At 52.1% G+C, this 17,407-nt stretch carries 15 protein-coding genes; 8 read left to right on the top strand and 7 right to left on the bottom strand.

Features of this window, described 5'->3' with window-relative positions:
- Positions 1 to 6: 6 nt before the first annotated feature.
- The 7 genes from RCF31_RS26960 to RCF31_RS26930 all read right to left on the bottom strand — a co-directional run bounded on the left by RCF31_RS26960 (position 7) and on the right by RCF31_RS26930 (position 7,730).
- Positions 7 to 1,059, bottom strand: a complete 1,053-nt coding sequence (locus tag RCF31_RS26960) for a sugar phosphate isomerase/epimerase family protein (protein WP_416414753.1) — start codon at positions 1,057 to 1,059, stop codon at positions 7 to 9.
- A 70-nt stretch (positions 1,060 to 1,129) separates the two neighbouring features.
- The gene (locus tag RCF31_RS26955) at positions 1,130 to 2,056 is read right to left on the bottom strand and encodes a substrate-binding domain-containing protein (protein WP_299454477.1); all 927 of its coding nucleotides are present in this window, start codon (positions 2,054 to 2,056) and stop codon (positions 1,130 to 1,132) included.
- A gap of 262 nt (positions 2,057 to 2,318) precedes the next feature.
- On the bottom strand, positions 2,319 to 3,434 hold the full coding sequence (locus tag RCF31_RS26950; protein ID WP_299454480.1) for a Gfo/Idh/MocA family protein: 1,116 nt from the start codon (positions 3,432 to 3,434) through the stop codon (positions 2,319 to 2,321).
- Between the two features lie 12 nt (positions 3,435 to 3,446).
- Positions 3,447 to 4,442, bottom strand: a complete 996-nt coding sequence (gene iolG, locus RCF31_RS26945; RefSeq protein ID WP_299454483.1) for an inositol 2-dehydrogenase — start codon at positions 4,440 to 4,442, stop codon at positions 3,447 to 3,449.
- 32 nt (positions 4,443 to 4,474) lie between these two features.
- Positions 4,475 to 5,467: a hydroxyacid dehydrogenase gene (locus RCF31_RS26940; protein WP_299454485.1), complete on the bottom strand. Its 993-nt coding sequence runs from the start codon at positions 5,465 to 5,467 to the stop codon at positions 4,475 to 4,477.
- Position 5,468: 1 nt separating this feature from the next.
- Positions 5,469 to 6,287, bottom strand: coding sequence for an HpcH/HpaI aldolase family protein (locus RCF31_RS26935; protein ID WP_416414751.1), 819 nt, complete (start codon positions 6,285 to 6,287; stop codon positions 5,469 to 5,471).
- A gap of 9 nt (positions 6,288 to 6,296) precedes the next feature.
- Complete coding sequence (locus RCF31_RS26930; RefSeq protein WP_416414750.1) at positions 6,297 to 7,730, bottom strand: NAD-dependent succinate-semialdehyde dehydrogenase; 1,434 nt, start codon at positions 7,728 to 7,730, stop codon at positions 6,297 to 6,299.
- Between the two features lie 426 nt (positions 7,731 to 8,156).
- Between RCF31_RS26930 and RCF31_RS26925 the strand changes: the two genes are divergently transcribed.
- The 8 genes from RCF31_RS26925 to RCF31_RS26890 all read left to right on the top strand — a co-directional run bounded on the left by RCF31_RS26925 (position 8,157) and on the right by RCF31_RS26890 (position 17,406).
- Positions 8,157 to 9,095 carry a MurR/RpiR family transcriptional regulator gene (locus RCF31_RS26925; protein WP_299454494.1) on the top strand — a complete coding sequence of 313 codons (939 nt, stop codon included), beginning with the start codon at positions 8,157 to 8,159 and terminating at the stop codon, positions 9,093 to 9,095.
- 147 nt (positions 9,096 to 9,242) lie between these two features.
- Positions 9,243 to 11,087, top strand: a complete 1,845-nt coding sequence (gene iolD, locus RCF31_RS26920) for a 3D-(3,5/4)-trihydroxycyclohexane-1,2-dione acylhydrolase (decyclizing) (protein ID WP_299454497.1) — start codon at positions 9,243 to 9,245, stop codon at positions 11,085 to 11,087.
- Positions 11,088 to 11,103: 16 nt separating this feature from the next.
- Entirely contained in the window at positions 11,104 to 12,018 is a 915-nt protein-coding gene (iolE, locus tag RCF31_RS26915) for a myo-inosose-2 dehydratase (RefSeq protein ID WP_416414749.1), read from the top strand.
- A complete protein-coding gene (locus tag RCF31_RS26910) occupies positions 12,015 to 12,824 on the top strand; it encodes an SDR family oxidoreductase (protein WP_416414748.1) in 810 nt (269 codons plus the stop codon). Before iolE ends, RCF31_RS26910 begins: the two co-directional genes overlap by 4 nt.
- A gap of 75 nt (positions 12,825 to 12,899) precedes the next feature.
- Positions 12,900 to 13,256 carry a hypothetical protein gene (locus RCF31_RS26905; RefSeq protein ID WP_416414747.1) on the top strand — a complete coding sequence of 119 codons (357 nt, stop codon included), beginning with the start codon at positions 12,900 to 12,902 and terminating at the stop codon, positions 13,254 to 13,256.
- A 112-nt stretch (positions 13,257 to 13,368) separates the two neighbouring features.
- Entirely contained in the window at positions 13,369 to 14,280 is a 912-nt protein-coding gene (locus RCF31_RS26900; protein ID WP_416414746.1) for a helix-turn-helix transcriptional regulator, read from the top strand.
- Between the two features lie 166 nt (positions 14,281 to 14,446).
- On the top strand, positions 14,447 to 15,814 hold the full coding sequence (locus tag RCF31_RS26895; protein ID WP_416414745.1) for a glycoside-pentoside-hexuronide (GPH):cation symporter: 1,368 nt from the start codon (positions 14,447 to 14,449) through the stop codon (positions 15,812 to 15,814).
- Entirely contained in the window at positions 15,811 to 17,406 is a 1,596-nt protein-coding gene (locus RCF31_RS26890) for a glycoside hydrolase family 43 protein (protein WP_416414744.1), read from the top strand. Before RCF31_RS26895 ends, RCF31_RS26890 begins: the two co-directional genes overlap by 4 nt.
- The last annotated feature ends 1 nt before the right edge of the window (position 17,407 follow it).

Below are 17,407 nucleotides of genomic sequence, written 5' to 3'. Positions count from 1 at the left end.
GGCTCCTTAAATGCCGAGGATTTTTTTATTCAGTGACTGATCTGCATAGGATTTGCAGAAGTCATCAAAGGACTTGTTGGTGACGCGGATAATGTGTTCATCAATAAACTTCGCCCCTTCCCGCGCGCCATCTTCCGGGTTTTTGAAGCAGCACTCCCACTCAAGCACCGCCCAGCCATCAAAGTCATAGCCAGTGAGTTTTGAGAAGATGCCTGCAAAATCGGTCTGACCGTCGCCCGGCGATCGGAAGCGTCCGGCGCGGCTGGTCCACGGCTGGTAGCCACCGTAGGCCCCGGTTTTGCCATTCGGGCGGAATTCCGCATCCTTAACGTGAAAGGCTTTGATACGTTCGTGGTAGTGGTCGATGTAAGTGAGGTAATCGATCCCCTGCAACACCAGATGACTCGGGTCGTACATGATGTTGCAACGCGTATGATTGCCGGTTTTCTCCAGGAAACGCTCAAATGTCAGGCCATCATGCAGATCTTCCGTCGGGTGAATTTCGTAGCACAGGTCAATGCCCTGTTCATCGAAGGCATTAAGGATCGGCATCCAGCGGCGCGCCAGCTCACTGAAGCCTTCTTCAATCAACCCTTCCGGCCACTGGGGATAGGGATAGAGGTAAGGCCACAACAGGGTGCCAGAGAAGGTAACGTGTTTGGTTAGACCAAAACGGCGTGAGGCTTTCGCAGCCAGATACAGCTGCTCAGTCGCCCATTGCTGCCGTTCCTGTGGATTGTTGCGCTGTGCTTGCGGCGCAAAGCTATCGGCAGGCAGATCGAATGCCGGATGCAGTGCCACCAGCTGCCCCTGGAGATGGCTGGCCAAATCCGTCAGAGTTAAGCCGTGTTCGCTTAATACTCCCAGTATCTCATCAACATAGGTCTGGCTTTCAGCCGCCTTGCGCAGGTCAATCAGGCGGGTGTCCCAGCTCGGAATCTCGACGCCTTTAAATCCTTTTTCTGCGGCCCATGCAGCCATCCCCGCCAGCGTATTAAAAGGCGTACTGTCTCCGGCAAACTGCGCCAGAAAAACGCCAGGACCCTTAATTGTTTTCATAACGACTCCTGATTGAAAAAAATGCACCTGCCGGCTTCACAGGTGCGAAGGACACAGAAAGGAACAACGATTAATGGGTCATAAATTTCTGGTAGTTCTGCGGTGTCACCAGCTGGAACGGGATAAAGTTGATGTCTTTAAGGGTTTCGCCTTTGGCTGCTTTCTCTGCCATATCCACGGCACCATAAGCCTGTGACTTCGCGTCCTGGAACACCGTCACTGTCAGCAAGCCGGTTTTGATCGCCTGCAAACCATTCGGGCCGCCGTCGGTACCGCCCACCAGAATGTCTTTGCCGATGTTCAGGCCATTGCTTTTAATCGCCATTGCCGCGCCGATGGCCATTTCATCGGCATTCGCTGAGAGGATGTCGATCTTTTGGCCGGTGAGAATCCAGTTGTTCATCAGGTTCATGCCGTCTTCGCGCATCCATTTGGCGGTGTCTTCCATCACCACATGCATGTTGGGATGTTTGGCAATGACTTCTTTCGCGCCCTGGGTGCGGAAGCGGGTTGCATCATTACTCAGCAGCCCTTTCATAATGGCTACATTGACGCTTTTACGATCTTTAACCATCTCGGCGAGGTAGCCCATTTGCAGACGACCGGCTTCAATTTCGTCACTGCCTATATAACTAATGCCATCACCCATTTTTGAATCCGCTGGCATCCTGTTGAGATAAATCAGAGGAACTTTTGCTGCCCGGGCAGCATCCGTCATATTTTTGGTACCCTGAGTATCGACCGGGTTGACAATAATCACGTCGACTTTGGCACTAATAAAACTTTGTACCTGACTGAGCTGTTTATCGACGGCACCCTGCGCATCTTCGAATTGTAATTTCATATCCGGATATTCTTTCGCGTGCTCAATAATGTAACCTCTCAGCCGGGAGAGAAATACATCGTCCATTTGTGCGATACTGACGCCGACCTGTAAAGCAAACACAGAAGGGCTGAGAGTGAGTAGAGTCAGACAGAGTAAGATGATTTTCTTCATGATAGCCTTCCACAATAGTCGTTAATATCAGCTATTCACTGACGCGATGATTTTATTATTTACTGCTATTACGTAGGGTTTACTTCTACTGCAAATTTCTCAGCACATCTCCCATAAAAATATAAATAAAAAAGAAGAACACTGATTTTTCATCAGATACACATAATGGCCAGATATTCAGGAAATAAAACTGTTCTCCTGATTAGAATAAATGAGGCATCCTGCCTCGCCTGAGCGTCCTGCCTTCTCACCTCTACGTGACTTATATTGAAATCCAGCTGCGCTCGCGTGAAGACGCCACCGCTGCGTCTACCAGTTTCTGAATCTCAAAAGCCTCTTTAAAATCCGGGCCAATGGCATTGCCCTGACTGATTGACTGAATAAACTCCAGCATCTCAATGGTTTTCAGATCGTTAAAACCGATTTGATGCCCTGCCGCCGGACAGAACAAACCATAAGGTGCATGTTCAGGTCCCGCCACCAGCGTTCTGAAGCCGTTCTGCGCTTCGTTGCCACCGAACTGGAAGAATTGCAGTTCGTTGAAGCGTTCCTGATTGAAAATCAGCGAGCCGCGCGTACCGGTCACTTCAAAACCCAGCTGCATTTTGTGCCCGGATGCAACCCAGTTGGCTTCAATCTGTCCGGCACAGCCACGGGCGAACTTCACCGTCAGACGCGCGATATCATCCACTTCAACCGCTTTCATCACGCTTGAACCAGCGTGTTCCGGGCGGGATTTCACCACCGTATCCAGATCGGCGAATAACCCGGTAATCGGCCCCAGCAGGAAGCGCGCCATGCCGAGAATATGGCTGCCTAAATCCGCAACGGCTCCCGCCCCTCCGGTCGGGTCGAGACGCCAGGACCAGGGGACTTGCGGGCTGGTCATAAAGTCTTCCGCGTGAATACCGCGAAAACCGGTGATATCCCCCAGTTCACCCGCCGCAATCATGTTTTTCGCCAGTTTTAGCAACGGGTTTTTGATGTAGTTAAAACCGACCTGCGTGACCACACCGGCCTTTTCCGCTGCACGATACATCTGTTCTGCAATCTCGCTATTCGGTGCCAGCGGCTTTTCGCAGTGCACATGCTTACCGGCAGCAATCGCTGCCAGCGACTGCTCCGCATGGAAACGGTTGGGCGAGGTAATGGAAATCACATCAATCTCAGGATCATCAATCAGATCCTGCCAGTGAGTAGTCCAGCGCTGAAAACCATATTGCTGCGCCGCCTTCTCTGCCGCTGCCCCGTCAATATCCGCCACGCTAACCAGCACCGGCTGCACCTCGCCGGAAAATGACGCCGCAGCCCGCCACGCCATGGCGTGGGATTTGCCCATAAATCCGGTCCCGATCAGACCAACTCCGAGTTTGCGCATGGTTCTCTCCTTTTAATTCAGCGTGACAACAGCGTGGGTATCGGCGGAAAGCTGCGCCGCGTCAGCCAACTTCAGTGCCTGACAGCCATCAAACACCGAGGTCGGCAGCGGCGAGCCTTCTTTGATTGACGCGATAAAGGCGGCCATCTCCAGCCGATAGGCGTCGGTATAGCGCTGCATAAAAAAGTTAAGCAGCGGGCCACGCGTTTCGGTTTCGTCTGCGCTGTAGCGACGCACCGTGGTTTCACGCAGGTTGTCATTCAGCAACATGCCCGCGGAACCAAACACCTCCATGCGCTGGTCGTAGCCATAAACCGCCTGGCGGCTACAGTTGATCTGACATTGTTTGCCAGAGGCCGTACGCATCTGCACCATCACAGTGTCGTAGTCACCCAGTTTCTCCAGCGACGGTTCAAACAGGCGGCTGCCGACAGCAAAAACTTCGGTCGGTTCTTCCCCCAGCATCCAGCGCGCCAGGTCAAAGTCATGGATCACCATATCGCGGAAGATGCCACCCGAGGTTTCGAGGTAACCCATCGGTGCCAGCCCTGGGTCGCGACTGGTGATAATCACCTGGTGCAGGTCACCAATCTCCCCCTGCTGCATCCGCTGCCTGATTTCACTGAATCCCGGGTCAAAACGCCGGTTGAAGCCGAGCATCACCTTATTGCGCCGTTCACCCAGCGCCTTATCTGCTGCCAGTGCTTTGCTGATATCCAGATCGACCGGTTTTTCGCACAGCACCGCCTTACCCGCTTTGGCGGCCGCCAGCATCAGCTCCACATGGGTGTGAGTCGGTGTGCCAATCACCACCGCGTCAATGTCCGGGTCCGCAATCGCTGCCAGCGGGTCGGAAATCGCCGCACCGCCCCACGTTGCCGCCAGCGCCTGGGCATTGGCGATAAAGGGATCGGCAATCACGGCAAGTGTTGCGTCTTGATGTCGGGCCACATTCGCTGCATGGACCTGGCCGATGCGACCGGCACCCAGGATCGCGATTCTGATCATGAATTTCTCCAGAGAGAGGGAAGTTAGGGTTATCAGGGCAACTGACTCATCAGGTCCTGTAACGCCAGAACCTGCTGATTTACAACCAGATGGTTATCCAGTTGCCCGTTGAAGTAATTCACAATATTGGTGGCGGCGGATACCGACATCCGCATCGCCGCTTCTTCGGTTAACCCCGCCGAATGGGGGCTGAGAATCAGCCGATCGCTTTGCTGCAACAGCGCAGAACTCAGGCTGGCGGGTTCTTCTTTGAGAACATCCAGCCCCGCACCCGCCAGATGCTCACGCTGCAAGGCATCCGCCAGCGCATCTTCATCGACAATGCCGCCGCGTGCGGTGTTAATCAGCATCGCGCCACTTTTCATCATCGCCAGCTCCTCACGCCCGATTAACGGTTTGTCACCGCTGAGCGGGAGGTGCACCGTCACGGCATCGGCGGTTTTTAGCCCGGCATGGACCTCAGTCACCCGCCTCACACCATGCTCAGCAAACACCTCGTCGGAAAGATAAGGATCGTAAGCCGTTACTTCCATGCGGAAGCTCTTTGCCAGCCGCGCCACCTCACGGCCGATGCGGCCAAAACCCAGAATAAACAGAGTACGATGCGCGATTTCCACGGCGGAAAAGCTGTTGCGACGATTCCACTGCCCTTCGCGAATGCTGCGGTCGAAGTAACAGATCCGCTTTGCCACCGCCAGCAGCATTGACAGAGTATGCTCCGCAACGGAAAGGGAGTTCACGTCACCCACAATCGCCAACGGGATGTTGCGCTCCGTCAGCGCGTTAACATCAACCGAGTCATAACCCACACCATGACGTGAAACCATTTTCAGCTGACTGGCCAGCGCAATCTCTTTCGCTGTCAGAGGCTGAGTACGGATCAATAACGCATCAGCCTGTGGCAGGTGAGGTGCATAACTTTCGACACTGACTTGCGGCACCAGCGTCAGGGTGATGCCCGGTGCTTTACGCAGAATATCCAACCCGGCTTCATGAATTTTTCCGGCAACCAATACATGTGGCATATCAATAGCCTCCAGGCTGGGTTGGTTGGCTATTCCGTGCTGCGCCTTCATTCAGCTCACGAAATTTCTGCACACTGGCCGCAGCTGACGCACGCAGCAGTTGTACGTCATTGGAGACGGTGACCAAATCGAAGCCCCACTCCGCCGCTCTGGCGGCATAAGCCGGGGTGCCGTTATGCAGACCTGCCTTTTTCCCGGCGCGGTGGGCAACATCAAGGATGTGCTTAATCGCCTCAACAATTTCGGGCTCTTCGCGATCAAAGCCAGTGCGATATTTCCGGCCCGTCAGACCGAGGGTCAAATCAGCCGGACCGATATAAATTCCATCAAGTCCCGGAGTCGCGACAATCGCTTCAAGGTTGTTCACCGCTTCTGCCGTCTCGATCATGGCAAAGCACACCACATGGTCGTCGGCATACTGGCCGTAATCGGCCCCTGCGGAGATTGATACGCGCGTTGGCCCAAAGCTGCGACTGCCGGTAGGTGGATAGCGTACACAGGACACCAGCGACTGCGCCTGTTCAGCGGTATTTACCATCGGGCAGATCACCCCCCATGCACCGGCATCCAGCGCTTTCATAATGATGCCGGGTTCCAGCCACGGCACCCGGACCATCGGCGCAACGCCACTGGCGCGCATCGCCTGGAGCATCGGTTTGGCTTCTTCATAGCCGATAAAACCATGTTGCAGGTCGATAGTCAGGGAGTCATAACCCTGCTCTGCCATGATCTCCGCAGAAAAGGCGTTAGCCATACTCAGCCAGCCGTTAAGGACGGTTTTGCCTTCGCTCCAGCGTGCTTTAATATTGTTCAGTTTCATTTCCGCTCCTTACACCACGATCTGGGCCAGTTTGACGTTCATATAGTCGTGAATACCTTCAGAACCGCCTTCACGCCCCATGCCACTGGCTTTGATCCCGCCGAACGGGACTTCTGCTGCCGCCAGTGCATAACTGTTAATGCCGACCATGCCCGACTCCAGACGCGCAACGGTTTCCCGGATACGCGCCGGATCGCGGGTAAAGGCATAAGCAGAGAGGGCAAAAGAGGAGTTATTGACGCGTGCCCACAGATCTTCGCTGTCATTGAAAGAGGTGATGGCGGCAATAGGACCGAAGTTCTCTTCGGCGATCGCCAGCGCATCGTCAGGAACATCGGCGATAACTGTTGGCGCATAGAAATAACCGCCGTTGAGTTCAATACGATGTCCGCCGGTCACCACACTGGCCCCCTTCTGCCGCGCATCGGCAACAATGGCTTCAATCGCCTGTAAGCGACGGGGGTTAATCAGTGGGCCCATCGCCGTGCCTTCATCCCGGCCGTAACCCACTTGCAGTTTGCTGGCCCGGCTGGCAAATCCCTCAACAAATGCGCTGTAGAGACTTTCATGCACGTAAAAGCGGTCACAGGTCACGCACACCTGACCACAGTTGGCAAACTTGGTCGCCACGGATAAATCGAGCGCTTTTTCCAGATCGGCATCGTCAAAGACAATAACCGGTGCATTCCCGCCCAGCTCCATGCTGAGTCGTTTGATGGTGGCAGCAGAGTCACGAATCATCTGCTGGCCCAGCTGCGTTGAACCGGTCAGCGAGACTTTTTTCACCACCGGCGAAGTAATCAGGGGTTCGTAGGTATCCGCAGTTGGTCCGACGACCAGATTAGCTACACCAGCGGGTAAACCGGCTTTGCGCAGACACTCAAATATCATCATGGCGGAACCGGGCACTTCATTCGAAGGGCGCAGGACCACAGTACAACCCGCCGCCAGGGCCGGAGCCAGTTTGCGTGCCACCAGCACCACCGGGAAGTTCCATGCGGTAAAGGCGGCCACCACACCGACAGGTTCATGCAAAACTTCGCAGCGCCCGCCGGGTACCCGGCTTTCCACCACGCGGCCATAAATACGACGCGCTTCACCGGCATACCAGACAAACTGGTCGATGGAGAGCTCCCACTCGCGCTTTGCCTGCGCCAGCGGTTTACCGCTTTCTTTAGAAATCACCACGGTAGCTTCCGCCGCCGCTGCCGTCATCTCGCGCGCCACCGCCTCAAGGAGATCGGCTCTGGTCCATGCCGGGGTATGCTTCCAGCCCTCCAACGCGATTTCCGCTGCGCTCAACGCCGCCAGCGTATCCTCTGTTGATGCGGAAGGAATGGAACCCAGTAGTTTGCCATTACCCGGATCAACAACGCTGACCGGTTCCCTGCCGTTACCGTTGCACCACTTGCCATTAATAAATTGTCCAAAATGTTCGTACATGATTTATCTTTCCTCCGGCATTTGATTCAGGCCTGGCAGGTGCGCCGGGTTGTACCTGAATGACGTTGCAACGACTGATGACCATCTCCAAAAATTCGCTGAAGACGCTCTCGCAGCACTGATGGTTGCAATAGTAGAATCATGGCAACAAAAATTGCAATATGGTTAAATTCTTTACTAGACGGTAAATGCAAGTGATTTTTTATGTTTATTTTCATTGTGTTATATAAAAACATCATGAAACACGTTCAGAATTCAGAAAAAATTAAAATGATTTTTTCGAGTGGAATCACAAATTTTACGAAGAAATTTTCCACCGCGTCCGGGAATGCGTTAGAACTAATTGCATTCCAGCATCACTTGCAATTTTTATTGCGTGACCATGCTGACGCGTAAACAGGCCGAGTCTTAGAGGTAAAACGAAAAATGACCAAAGTGCGTAAAGACCCGCCCACCGCGAATTCGTTACCGCATGAAACCTATGAGCAAATCGTTAATGAAATCACGGCGCAGTATCCAAAGCTGTCGGAAAGGCATAAGCAGGCTGCCCGTTACATCACGCAGAACCCCAATACCGTGGCGCTGGAATCCATCAACGCCGTGGCGGCAAAGTGTGGTTTGCACCCTTCGGTACTGGTGCGGTTTGCGCAGGTATTTGGCTACAGCGGCTTTAAACAGATGCAAAGCGTTTTCCAGTCACGGCTGGCGACTGCTGCTCCCGGTTATAACGAGCGCATAAATGCGCTGGAAGCCGACCTGAGAAAGAATGAAGAAAAAGGCAGCCTGGGTTTTCTCCAGAGCCTGGTGATTCGCGATATTGCCACCTTGCAGGAGCTGCTCCAGAACGTGACAGCAGCCGATCTGGATAATGCCGCCCGGTTACTGAAAGACGCGGAAACCATCTACATCATCGGCCAGCTTCGTTCGGAACCGATCGCCCTGTTGCTGCGTTATCTTTTTACCATGCTGAATCGTCGGGTGATCCTGCTGGATACATCGGGTGGCCTGGCGCCACAAATGGCGAAAAATATGCGCGACAACGACGTTCTGCTGGCGATTGCGTTTCGTCATTACGCCAAAGAGGTTATCGCCATCGCAGATGAGGTGTTCACCCGTGGCATACCCGTGGTGGCGATAACGGACAGCAATCTGTCACCGCTGGCAAAGGATGCGCGCGTGCTGTTTACCGTGCCCGAGGAGGAGTACAGCTTCTCGCGTTCACTGGCAGCCCCGGTCTGTCTGGCACAAAGTATCGCCATGGCGTTGGCAGCGGCTCTGCAACCGGAAAAATCGCAGCCACGCATTGAAACCATTACAGAACGGGAACAGCGCACCGAAAGCAGCCGCAAACGCACCCGCGCCTGAATAAATGTTGTTCTTTTGCCCTCATGGGAAGGACTTATGACGATCTGATTTTGCAACTTTTATTGCCACTTAAATAAAAAGGCAAAGAATGTTGTTGATTACAACCATGATGCTGTGTTCGGGCGTCCAATGAGAGTGAGTGACATTATGGCTACGATTCGTTGCACGACAGCTCAGGCAATAGTTCGCTACCTGAGTAATCAGTTTACGGAAGTTGACGGGAAACGCGTGCCGCTGTTCCCCGGGGTCTATGGAATTTTTGGCCACGGCAACGTGACTTGTCTCGGTGAAGCCTTAGAAGCCGTGCAGGACACCCTTCCCACCTGGCGCGGGCAGAATGAACAGTCGATGGCATTCGCGGCAGTGGGGTTCGCCAAAGCGATGGTGCGTCGCCAGATCATGGTTGTCACCGCCTCGATTGGTCCGGGCACTACCAATCTGTTGACTGCAGCGGGCGTGGCGCACACCAGTCGTCTGCCGGTGCTGATGATTTGTGGTGACAGTTTTGCCCGCCGCGTCCCGGATCCGGTGATGCAGCAGGTCGAACACTTTACCGACCCGACTCAAACCGTGAATGATGCGTTTAAAACAGTTACTCGTTACTGGGATCGCATTACCTGGCCCGAACAAATCATCTCTTCACTGCCACAGGCGGTTGCCACCATGCTGGATCCGGGTGACTGTGGCCCCGCTTTTATTGGCGTTTGCCAGGATGTGCAGGAAATGGCCTGTGATTATCCTGAAGAGTTCTTCAAACCTCGTGTCCATCACATGCCGCGTCAGCGTCCTGACCTGGAATTACTTGCCAGAGCGAAAGCGTGTCTGCTGCGCGCTAAACGCCCGTTAATCATCTCCGGTGGTGGCGTTCGTTACTCTCAGGCAGAGAACGCACTGGAAAAATTTGCCCAAGCGCATGGTATTCCGGTGGTGGAAACCATCGCCGGTAAAGGTGCCTTCACCCATGATCATCCAATGCACATGGGGCCTGTCGGCATCCTCGGTTCCACATCGGCCAATGAGCTGGCGGGCAATGCAGACGTCATCATTGCGGTCGGTACGCGCCTGATGGATTTCGTTACCGGCTCCTGGACGGTATTTGATCAGAAAGCCCAGTTTATTGCACTGAACGCCGCCCGCTTTGACGCACATAAGCACAGTGCTATCCCGCTGGTATGCGATGCCCGCGAAGGGATCACCGAATTAGATGCGGCATTAGGCCACTGGCAGGCCGACAGCAGCTGGCTGGAACGTGGCCGTAAAGCCTTTGCGGGCTGGAATGCGCTGATCGCCGGACGACAGGAGCGTACCTGTGGCGAAGGTGACCCCACCTATGCGCAGGTGATTGGTGTGGTGAATGCCCTCGCCGCTCCCGAAGACTACATCATCAGTGCCGCTGGCGGCCTGCCAGGTGAGCTGGTCAAAGGCTGGCGCGTCAAAAATCCCGGCACTTTTGACTGTGAATTTGGCTTCTCCTGCATGGGCTATGAATTGTCCGCAGGCTGGGGAGCCGCCATGGCAGGCAAAGATCAGGATGTGTTCGTGATGATCGGTGACGGCACCTACATGATGATGAATTCCGATATCTATTCCAGCGTGTTGTCGGGGCACAAATTTATCCTGCTGGTGTGTGATAACGGCGGCTATGCCGTGATTAACCGTCTGCAAAACGCCAAAGGTGGTGCTTCCTTTAATAACCTGCTGAAAGATTGCCGCGTGCAGGAACCCTTCCATGTCGACTTTGTCGCCAATGCGCAATCGATGGGGGCACTGGCGCGGAAAGTCACCACCCTGGACGAACTGGCAGCCGCGATTACCTGGGCCAAAGGCAATGACCGCACGACCGTGATTTCCATTGCAACCCATCCATTCGACTGGACCCCTGGCGATGCCTGGTGGGATGTGGGTGTGCCGGAAGTGAGCACCCGCGACAGCGTTAATCAGGCCCGGGCAGAACATGTTGCCGGGCGTAAAAATCAGCGTATCGGTATTTAATTGAGGAGGGTTAAAAATGCTGAAAGCCAAACTGGGCATCGCTCCCATCGCATGGTCTAACGACGACCTCCCGCAGTTAGGGGGAGACACACCGCTTTCAACCTGTCTGGTGGAAAGTCATATGGCCGGTTTTCAGGGAGTTGAGACCGGCGGCAAATTCCCAAAGACCAGCGATGCCCTCAAACCCTTGCTGCGTGAGTTTCAACTGGAGCTGGTTTCAGGGTGGTATTCCGGCACCCTGCTGGATAACAGCGTCGAAGATGAGATCAGAAAGTCGCTGCCGCAAATGCAGTTGTTTCGCGACTGTGGCGCAACCTGTCTGGTGTATGGCGAAACAGCGGGCACGATACAGAACCAACAGAATGTTCCGCTGGTAAAACGTCGGCGTCTCAGCGATGCACAGATCAAGGAATACGGTGATAAGCTCTCACGCTTCGCCGACTTCTGTACTGATTACGGTGTACCGCTGGCCTTCCACCATCATATGGGGACGGCGATCGAAGATGAGCATGATATTGATCGCCTGATGGCCGCCACCAGCACCAACGTTGGATTGCTGTTTGACTCCGGTCATCTGGTCTTTGCCGGGGTTGACCCCATGCGCATTCTGGAAAAGCACGGTAATCGCATTATTCATGTCCATACCAAGGATGTACGACAGGACGTGCTGGCTTCACTCGACTGGAATCAACACAGTTTCCTCGATGCGGTTCTCAAAGGCGTTTATACCGTACCAGGCGATGGGGCCATCAACTTTAACGCCATCATTCAGAAACTGGCAGAAATTGGCTATCAGGGCTGGTTTGTGGTGGAAGCAGAGCAGGACCCGGCAAAAGCACCGCCACTGAAATATGCACGTATTGGTTATGACACCCTGCAAGCGGCACTCATTGCAGCAGGATACATTCTCGTCGAAGGGGCTATTGAATGAATCAGTTAAACGGAAAAGTGGCGGTCGTCACGGGTGGTACTCAGGGTTTAGGCGCTGCAATCGCGAAACACTTTGTGCAGCAAGGTGCTGCCGGTGTGGTTATTTGTGGCAGGAATGACGCAAAGGGAACAGACCTCGCTGCAAAACTTAACGCGGAAGGCAACGCCAGAGTCGAATTTGTGCGCGCCGATCTGTCCTCGGTAGAAGACTGCCGCCAGGTAATTGCAGCGGCAGATAAAATTTTTGGCCAGGTTGATGTGCTGGTGAATGCGGGAGGGATGACCGATCGCGGCACTATTTTGGATACTGAACCCGAGCTGTTCGACCAAATGTTTGCAACTAACGTACGTGGCCCCTTTTTCCTGATGCAGGAAACGATCAAGATTATGCGCCGGGAAAACATTGCCGGCAGCATTGTCAATATCTGCTCGATGTCGGCACTGGCGGGTCAACCGTTCATTGCAGCCTATTGTTCTTCCAAAGGAGCGCTGGCGACGTTAACCCGCAATACCGCCTATGCATTGCTGCGCAATCGTATTCGGGTCAACGGTATTAACCTTGGCTGGATGTCATCAGAAGGTGAAGACCGCATTATGCGGACTTATCACGGAGCTGAGGATAACTGGCTGGAGAAAGCAGCAGCGGAACAACCTTTTGGCCGCTTGATCCAGCCTGAGGAAGCCGCACGTGCCGTGGCGTTTTTAGCCAGTGAAGAGTCGGGGCTGATGACGGGTTCCATCATCAACTATGACCAGACCATCTGGGGTGGTTACGACCAGGCTGCTGCCCCTGCTGCCCCACTCTGATTCCGTGATAAACCATCAGCCTGTCGTCGCAGGCTGATGGCGTATTTTTCACTAAATTGATTTAATGAGGCTGTGATGAATATTAAACAACTCGGTGAGATACATCGGTTTTATACCCATTTCCTGGCAAAAATACGGCATATACAAACCAGCCGTTTCTATCGGAATAAAAGCGAAGAAGATAAAAAATCAGAACTTTCAGACTGGTTAACACATCATAAATCTAACAAAACGTTCGGTGAAAGTGTGCGTCATGAAATTTTCCATATGCTGGAAATGGTTCCGGCGCATACTTTAAGCATACTGGAATTGAAAATTTGCAACCTTGAGCAGAACTGCGAAAGAATTTGTTGCGAACTCGAAGAGAGAAATTTAACCACCCGAATCAGTATTCGCAAAAGCACCTCATTTTATTTACCAGACAACCTCTGAATTTCACCCACACTTTATGTGGATAACAACACGGCAAAACGTGTTGATTGTCAATGCTGATACAGGTTATAGATAACGAAACAGGCCCCTTTCTATAAGAAATTTGCGCACCATGTTGAATACTGATCATTTTTTCGAAAGGATTGAAACCTCTATCGGGGTTGATTACATGCTGCGTGCACGTGAAGGGGTTCCGCAGCAAGGTGTCTACATCCGGCCGCATGTGCACCTTGAGCATGAAATCATGTGGTTTCATCGGGCTGAGGGGGCCTTTTCGATCGGTAGTGAAAAATTCCCAATCAGGGACAATACCTTAGTCTTTGTCTCATCCATGATGTTGCACGATATGGAGCTGAGTTTTACCGGTGACCATGAGCGATTCCTGCTGCAATACGATACTGCGGTGCTGAATCGGCTGAAATATCCCTTCCCCGCATCTGCTTCTCATACAGGCTTTGTGATGCAGTTGACTCATCACCAGGCAGAAAGGGTCCAGTTTTTATTTCAGTGGCTGACAGAGTTACATGATGAACCCCATACGCTTGACGAAGTGGATCCTTTATTGGTTCTTTTATTAAATACGGTATTAACCCATGGCGAATCTGCGGAAAAGGTGGTGATCAGCGGAGAAAATAACAGCACATTCGATAATATCATTGACTTCGTGGTGCAAATTGAGAAAAGCAAAAAATTTAGCATCAGCCTTAATGAGGCGGCCGCACACTGTAAACTCTCTGCCAGCCACTTCTCCCGTTCCTTTAAAAAAATCATGCAAATCAGTTTTAAAGAGTACCTGCTACGCAAGAAAATCGCCCAATCTGCCGAATTACTCAGAAATACCGACCTGAGCATTACCAAAATCGCCTATCAATGTGAATTTACTGACAGCGCGTATTACTGCTTTAAGTTCCGGGCATTGATGGGGGTAACACCGAAAAAATTCCGCAGCAACTCGCGTTCGACTAAACAGCTTTCCACCAAACATGATGTTTCCCCCCCAGCCACCACCAGCACCCAGCCCTGAGTTAAGTCAATTAGTTAAATAGTGATCTGCGTTTCACCGGTAGCGCAAAAAAATTATATAAAACCCCCAAACCACTACATATCCGGCCCTGATTTAAGCCTAATTTTGATACCTGGCAGTCAGAACCTCTCTACCTACATACACAGAACGCACCAGGGGTATCATTATGTCTACACTCACCATTAAAGAAAAAATAGGCTATGGGCTAGGTGACGGAGCATCAAACATTATCTGGCAAACCATCATGTTGTTTATGGCCTATTTTTATACCGATATTTATGGTTTAAGTGCCTTCCACATGGGGATGATGTTTCTGGTGGTACGTATCGTCGATGCATTCTTCGATGTTTACGTCGGTTTTCTTGCCGACCATACCGCCACTAAACACGGACAGTTCCGGCCTTATTTGCTTTGGTTCTCGTTACCATTTGGTATTCTGGGTGCATTGACCTTCTTTACGCCAGATATTGGCGAGACAGGCAAAGTCATTTACGCCTATGTTTCCTATACGGCGTTATCTCTGCTTTACACGCTGGTCAACGTGCCTTATTGCGCCATGATCAATAACATTTCGAAGAACCCGGAAGAACGCGTGTCTATGCAGTCATACCGCTTCGCGTTTGCCGCACTGGGTGGCATTGTGGTTTCCATGATTGCCCTGCCACTGACCAAAGTGATTGCCGGTGGTAACCTGCAACAGGGTTACTTCTACGCCATGCTATTGATGGGCATCGCCAGTAGCATCATGTTTTACCTGTGTTTTGCGTTAACAAAAGAACGCTATATCCCGCAGATTGATGCTTCGCAGAAATTCAGCGGCGTATTTATCGAATTACGCCAGCTAGCCGCCAATGCTAACTGGCGAAGGATATTTGTACTTAATGTTGTGAACCTGACTGCCGGAATATTGAAAACCGGCGGAGCGATGTATTTCGTGACTTATTATCTTCACCGTCCTGATTATGTCAGCCTTATATTGACGATTATTCTTGGCGCAAAATTTATCGGTTCAATGTTCACCACCACGCTTTATTCCAGACTGGACCGGGTTTTCGCCTACAAGATGGCCATGACTGTCCAGGCGGCGATTATGATTGGTTTATTTTTCGTACCGGCACAACACCTGATACTTATTTGTGCCATTATCGGTGTCATCCATTTTATTAACTCCACCGCAACCCCACTGCAATGGAGCCTGCTCAGCGATATCATCGATGATATTGAACATAAAGCAGAGAAGTCCTTTAGCGGCCTGGTGTTTTCCACCAATCTGTTTGCCATTAAGGTGGGCATTGCGATTGGCGGTGCGCTGATCGGGTGGCTGCTGACCTTCGGCGGATATGTTGGCAATGCTGCCGTTCAGGCAGACGATGCCATACTCTGTATTCGGCTTATTTTTACCGTAATCCCCGCACTGTTAATTTTGAGCCTAATCCTGATACTGAAAAAATACACGCTGAATAAAAATAAACCTGGTGAATCATTCACTCACTCTGTAGATACACTGACAGAAGCGGAAGGAGATGCAAGATGACAGAAATAATCAATCCCATACTGCCCGGTTTTAATCCTGATCCTTCGATCATTTTTGCCAACGGTGCATATTACATTGCCACCTCAACCTTTGAGTGGTTTCCTGGCGTTGCGCTGTATAAGTCATTTGACCTGAAAAACTGGCAATTAATTTCTTTCCCCTTAAACAGGGTGAGCCAGCTAGATATGAAAGGCAATCCTGACTCGGGTGGAATCTTTGCGCCTTGTTTAAGTTATGACCAGGGGACGTTCTGGCTGGTTTATACCGATGTTAAAAATCTCACCGGCAGATTCTGGGATACCCATAATTATCTGGTCACAACCACGGATATTGAAGGGGCATGGTCAGAACCGGTTTATCTTAATAGCCGTGGTATCGATCCCTCACTTTTTCATAAAAAAGACGGTACAAAATGGCTGGTGAGTATGGAGATGAGTTACCGGGATGGCGGCAAACCCGGGTTTCCTAAATGGAACGGCATTATTCTGCAACAGTATGACGAACGAGAGCAAAAACTCGTCGGTATGTCGCATAAGATTTATGCTGGCAGCGAATTAGGCATAACCGAAGGCCCACATCTTTATGAACGCGCGGGGTGGTATTATCTGTTAACCGCTGAGGGCGGCACGTTTTACAATCATGGTGTCACCATGGCGCGATCGCGCGAGCTGACGGGTCCCTATGAAACCGACCCCATGGGCCAGTTAATGACGTCCCGCTATGACTGCCGCTTACCCTTGCAGCGAACGGGGCATGCCGACCTGGTAGCAACGCCAGCCGGTGAATGGTTTATGGTCCATCTGTGCGGCAGACCGCTGCCCTCCAGGGGCAGAAGCCCGATGGGGCGTGAGACGGCGATCCAAAAAGTTTACTGGAGCCATGATGGCTGGTTAAGGCTGGCCAATGAAAAGACCACGCCAGACAAGGTTATCCACACTCAGTTGCCGGAGCGTCCCTGGGCGCAACAGCCTCCTCGTGAAGATTTTGATGGCACAACGTTACCGCTCCAGTTTCAAAGTTTGCGTATTCCGCTGACAGAACAGATCTGTAGCCTGCACACCCGCAGGGGATGGCTGCGGCTGCACGGCAGAGAATCACTCAGTTCCCATCATTGCCAGAGTCTGGTGGCGCGGCGTCAGACCGATTTCAGTTTTGAGGCCCAAACCTGTGTGGATTTTCACCCCACCTCTTTTCAGCACATGGCCGGGCTGGTTTGTTATTACGATACCACCAACTATCTGTATCTCTTTGTCTCGACTAACGACCATGGCAAGCGCACGGTTAATTTACTGATTAATGACCTGAACAGATTCAGTCAGCCTGTCGGAGAAGGGATTACGCTGGACAGCGACAGCATCATTCATTTGAAGGTTCGCGTGGATTATGATGCGGCATATTTCTTCTACTCGGTTGATGAGCAGACATGGCATAACGTGGGGGGTTACGTTGAATACAGCAAACTCTCGGATGAATACTTTAAAGAACGCGGCCATGAGCGCTTTACGGGCGCATTTGTCGGTATCTGCTGCCAGGATTTCACCGGTGAAAACCTCCACGCTGATTTTGATTATTTTTCTTATCAGGCTGTCTGAA

It is taken from the genome of Pantoea sp. App145 (assembly GCF_047947045.1).
Classification (GTDB): domain Bacteria; phylum Pseudomonadota; class Gammaproteobacteria; order Enterobacterales; family Enterobacteriaceae; genus Pantoea.
Note: the sequence above shows the minus strand (reverse complement) of the source record. Positions and strands in the feature narration are given on the sequence as shown.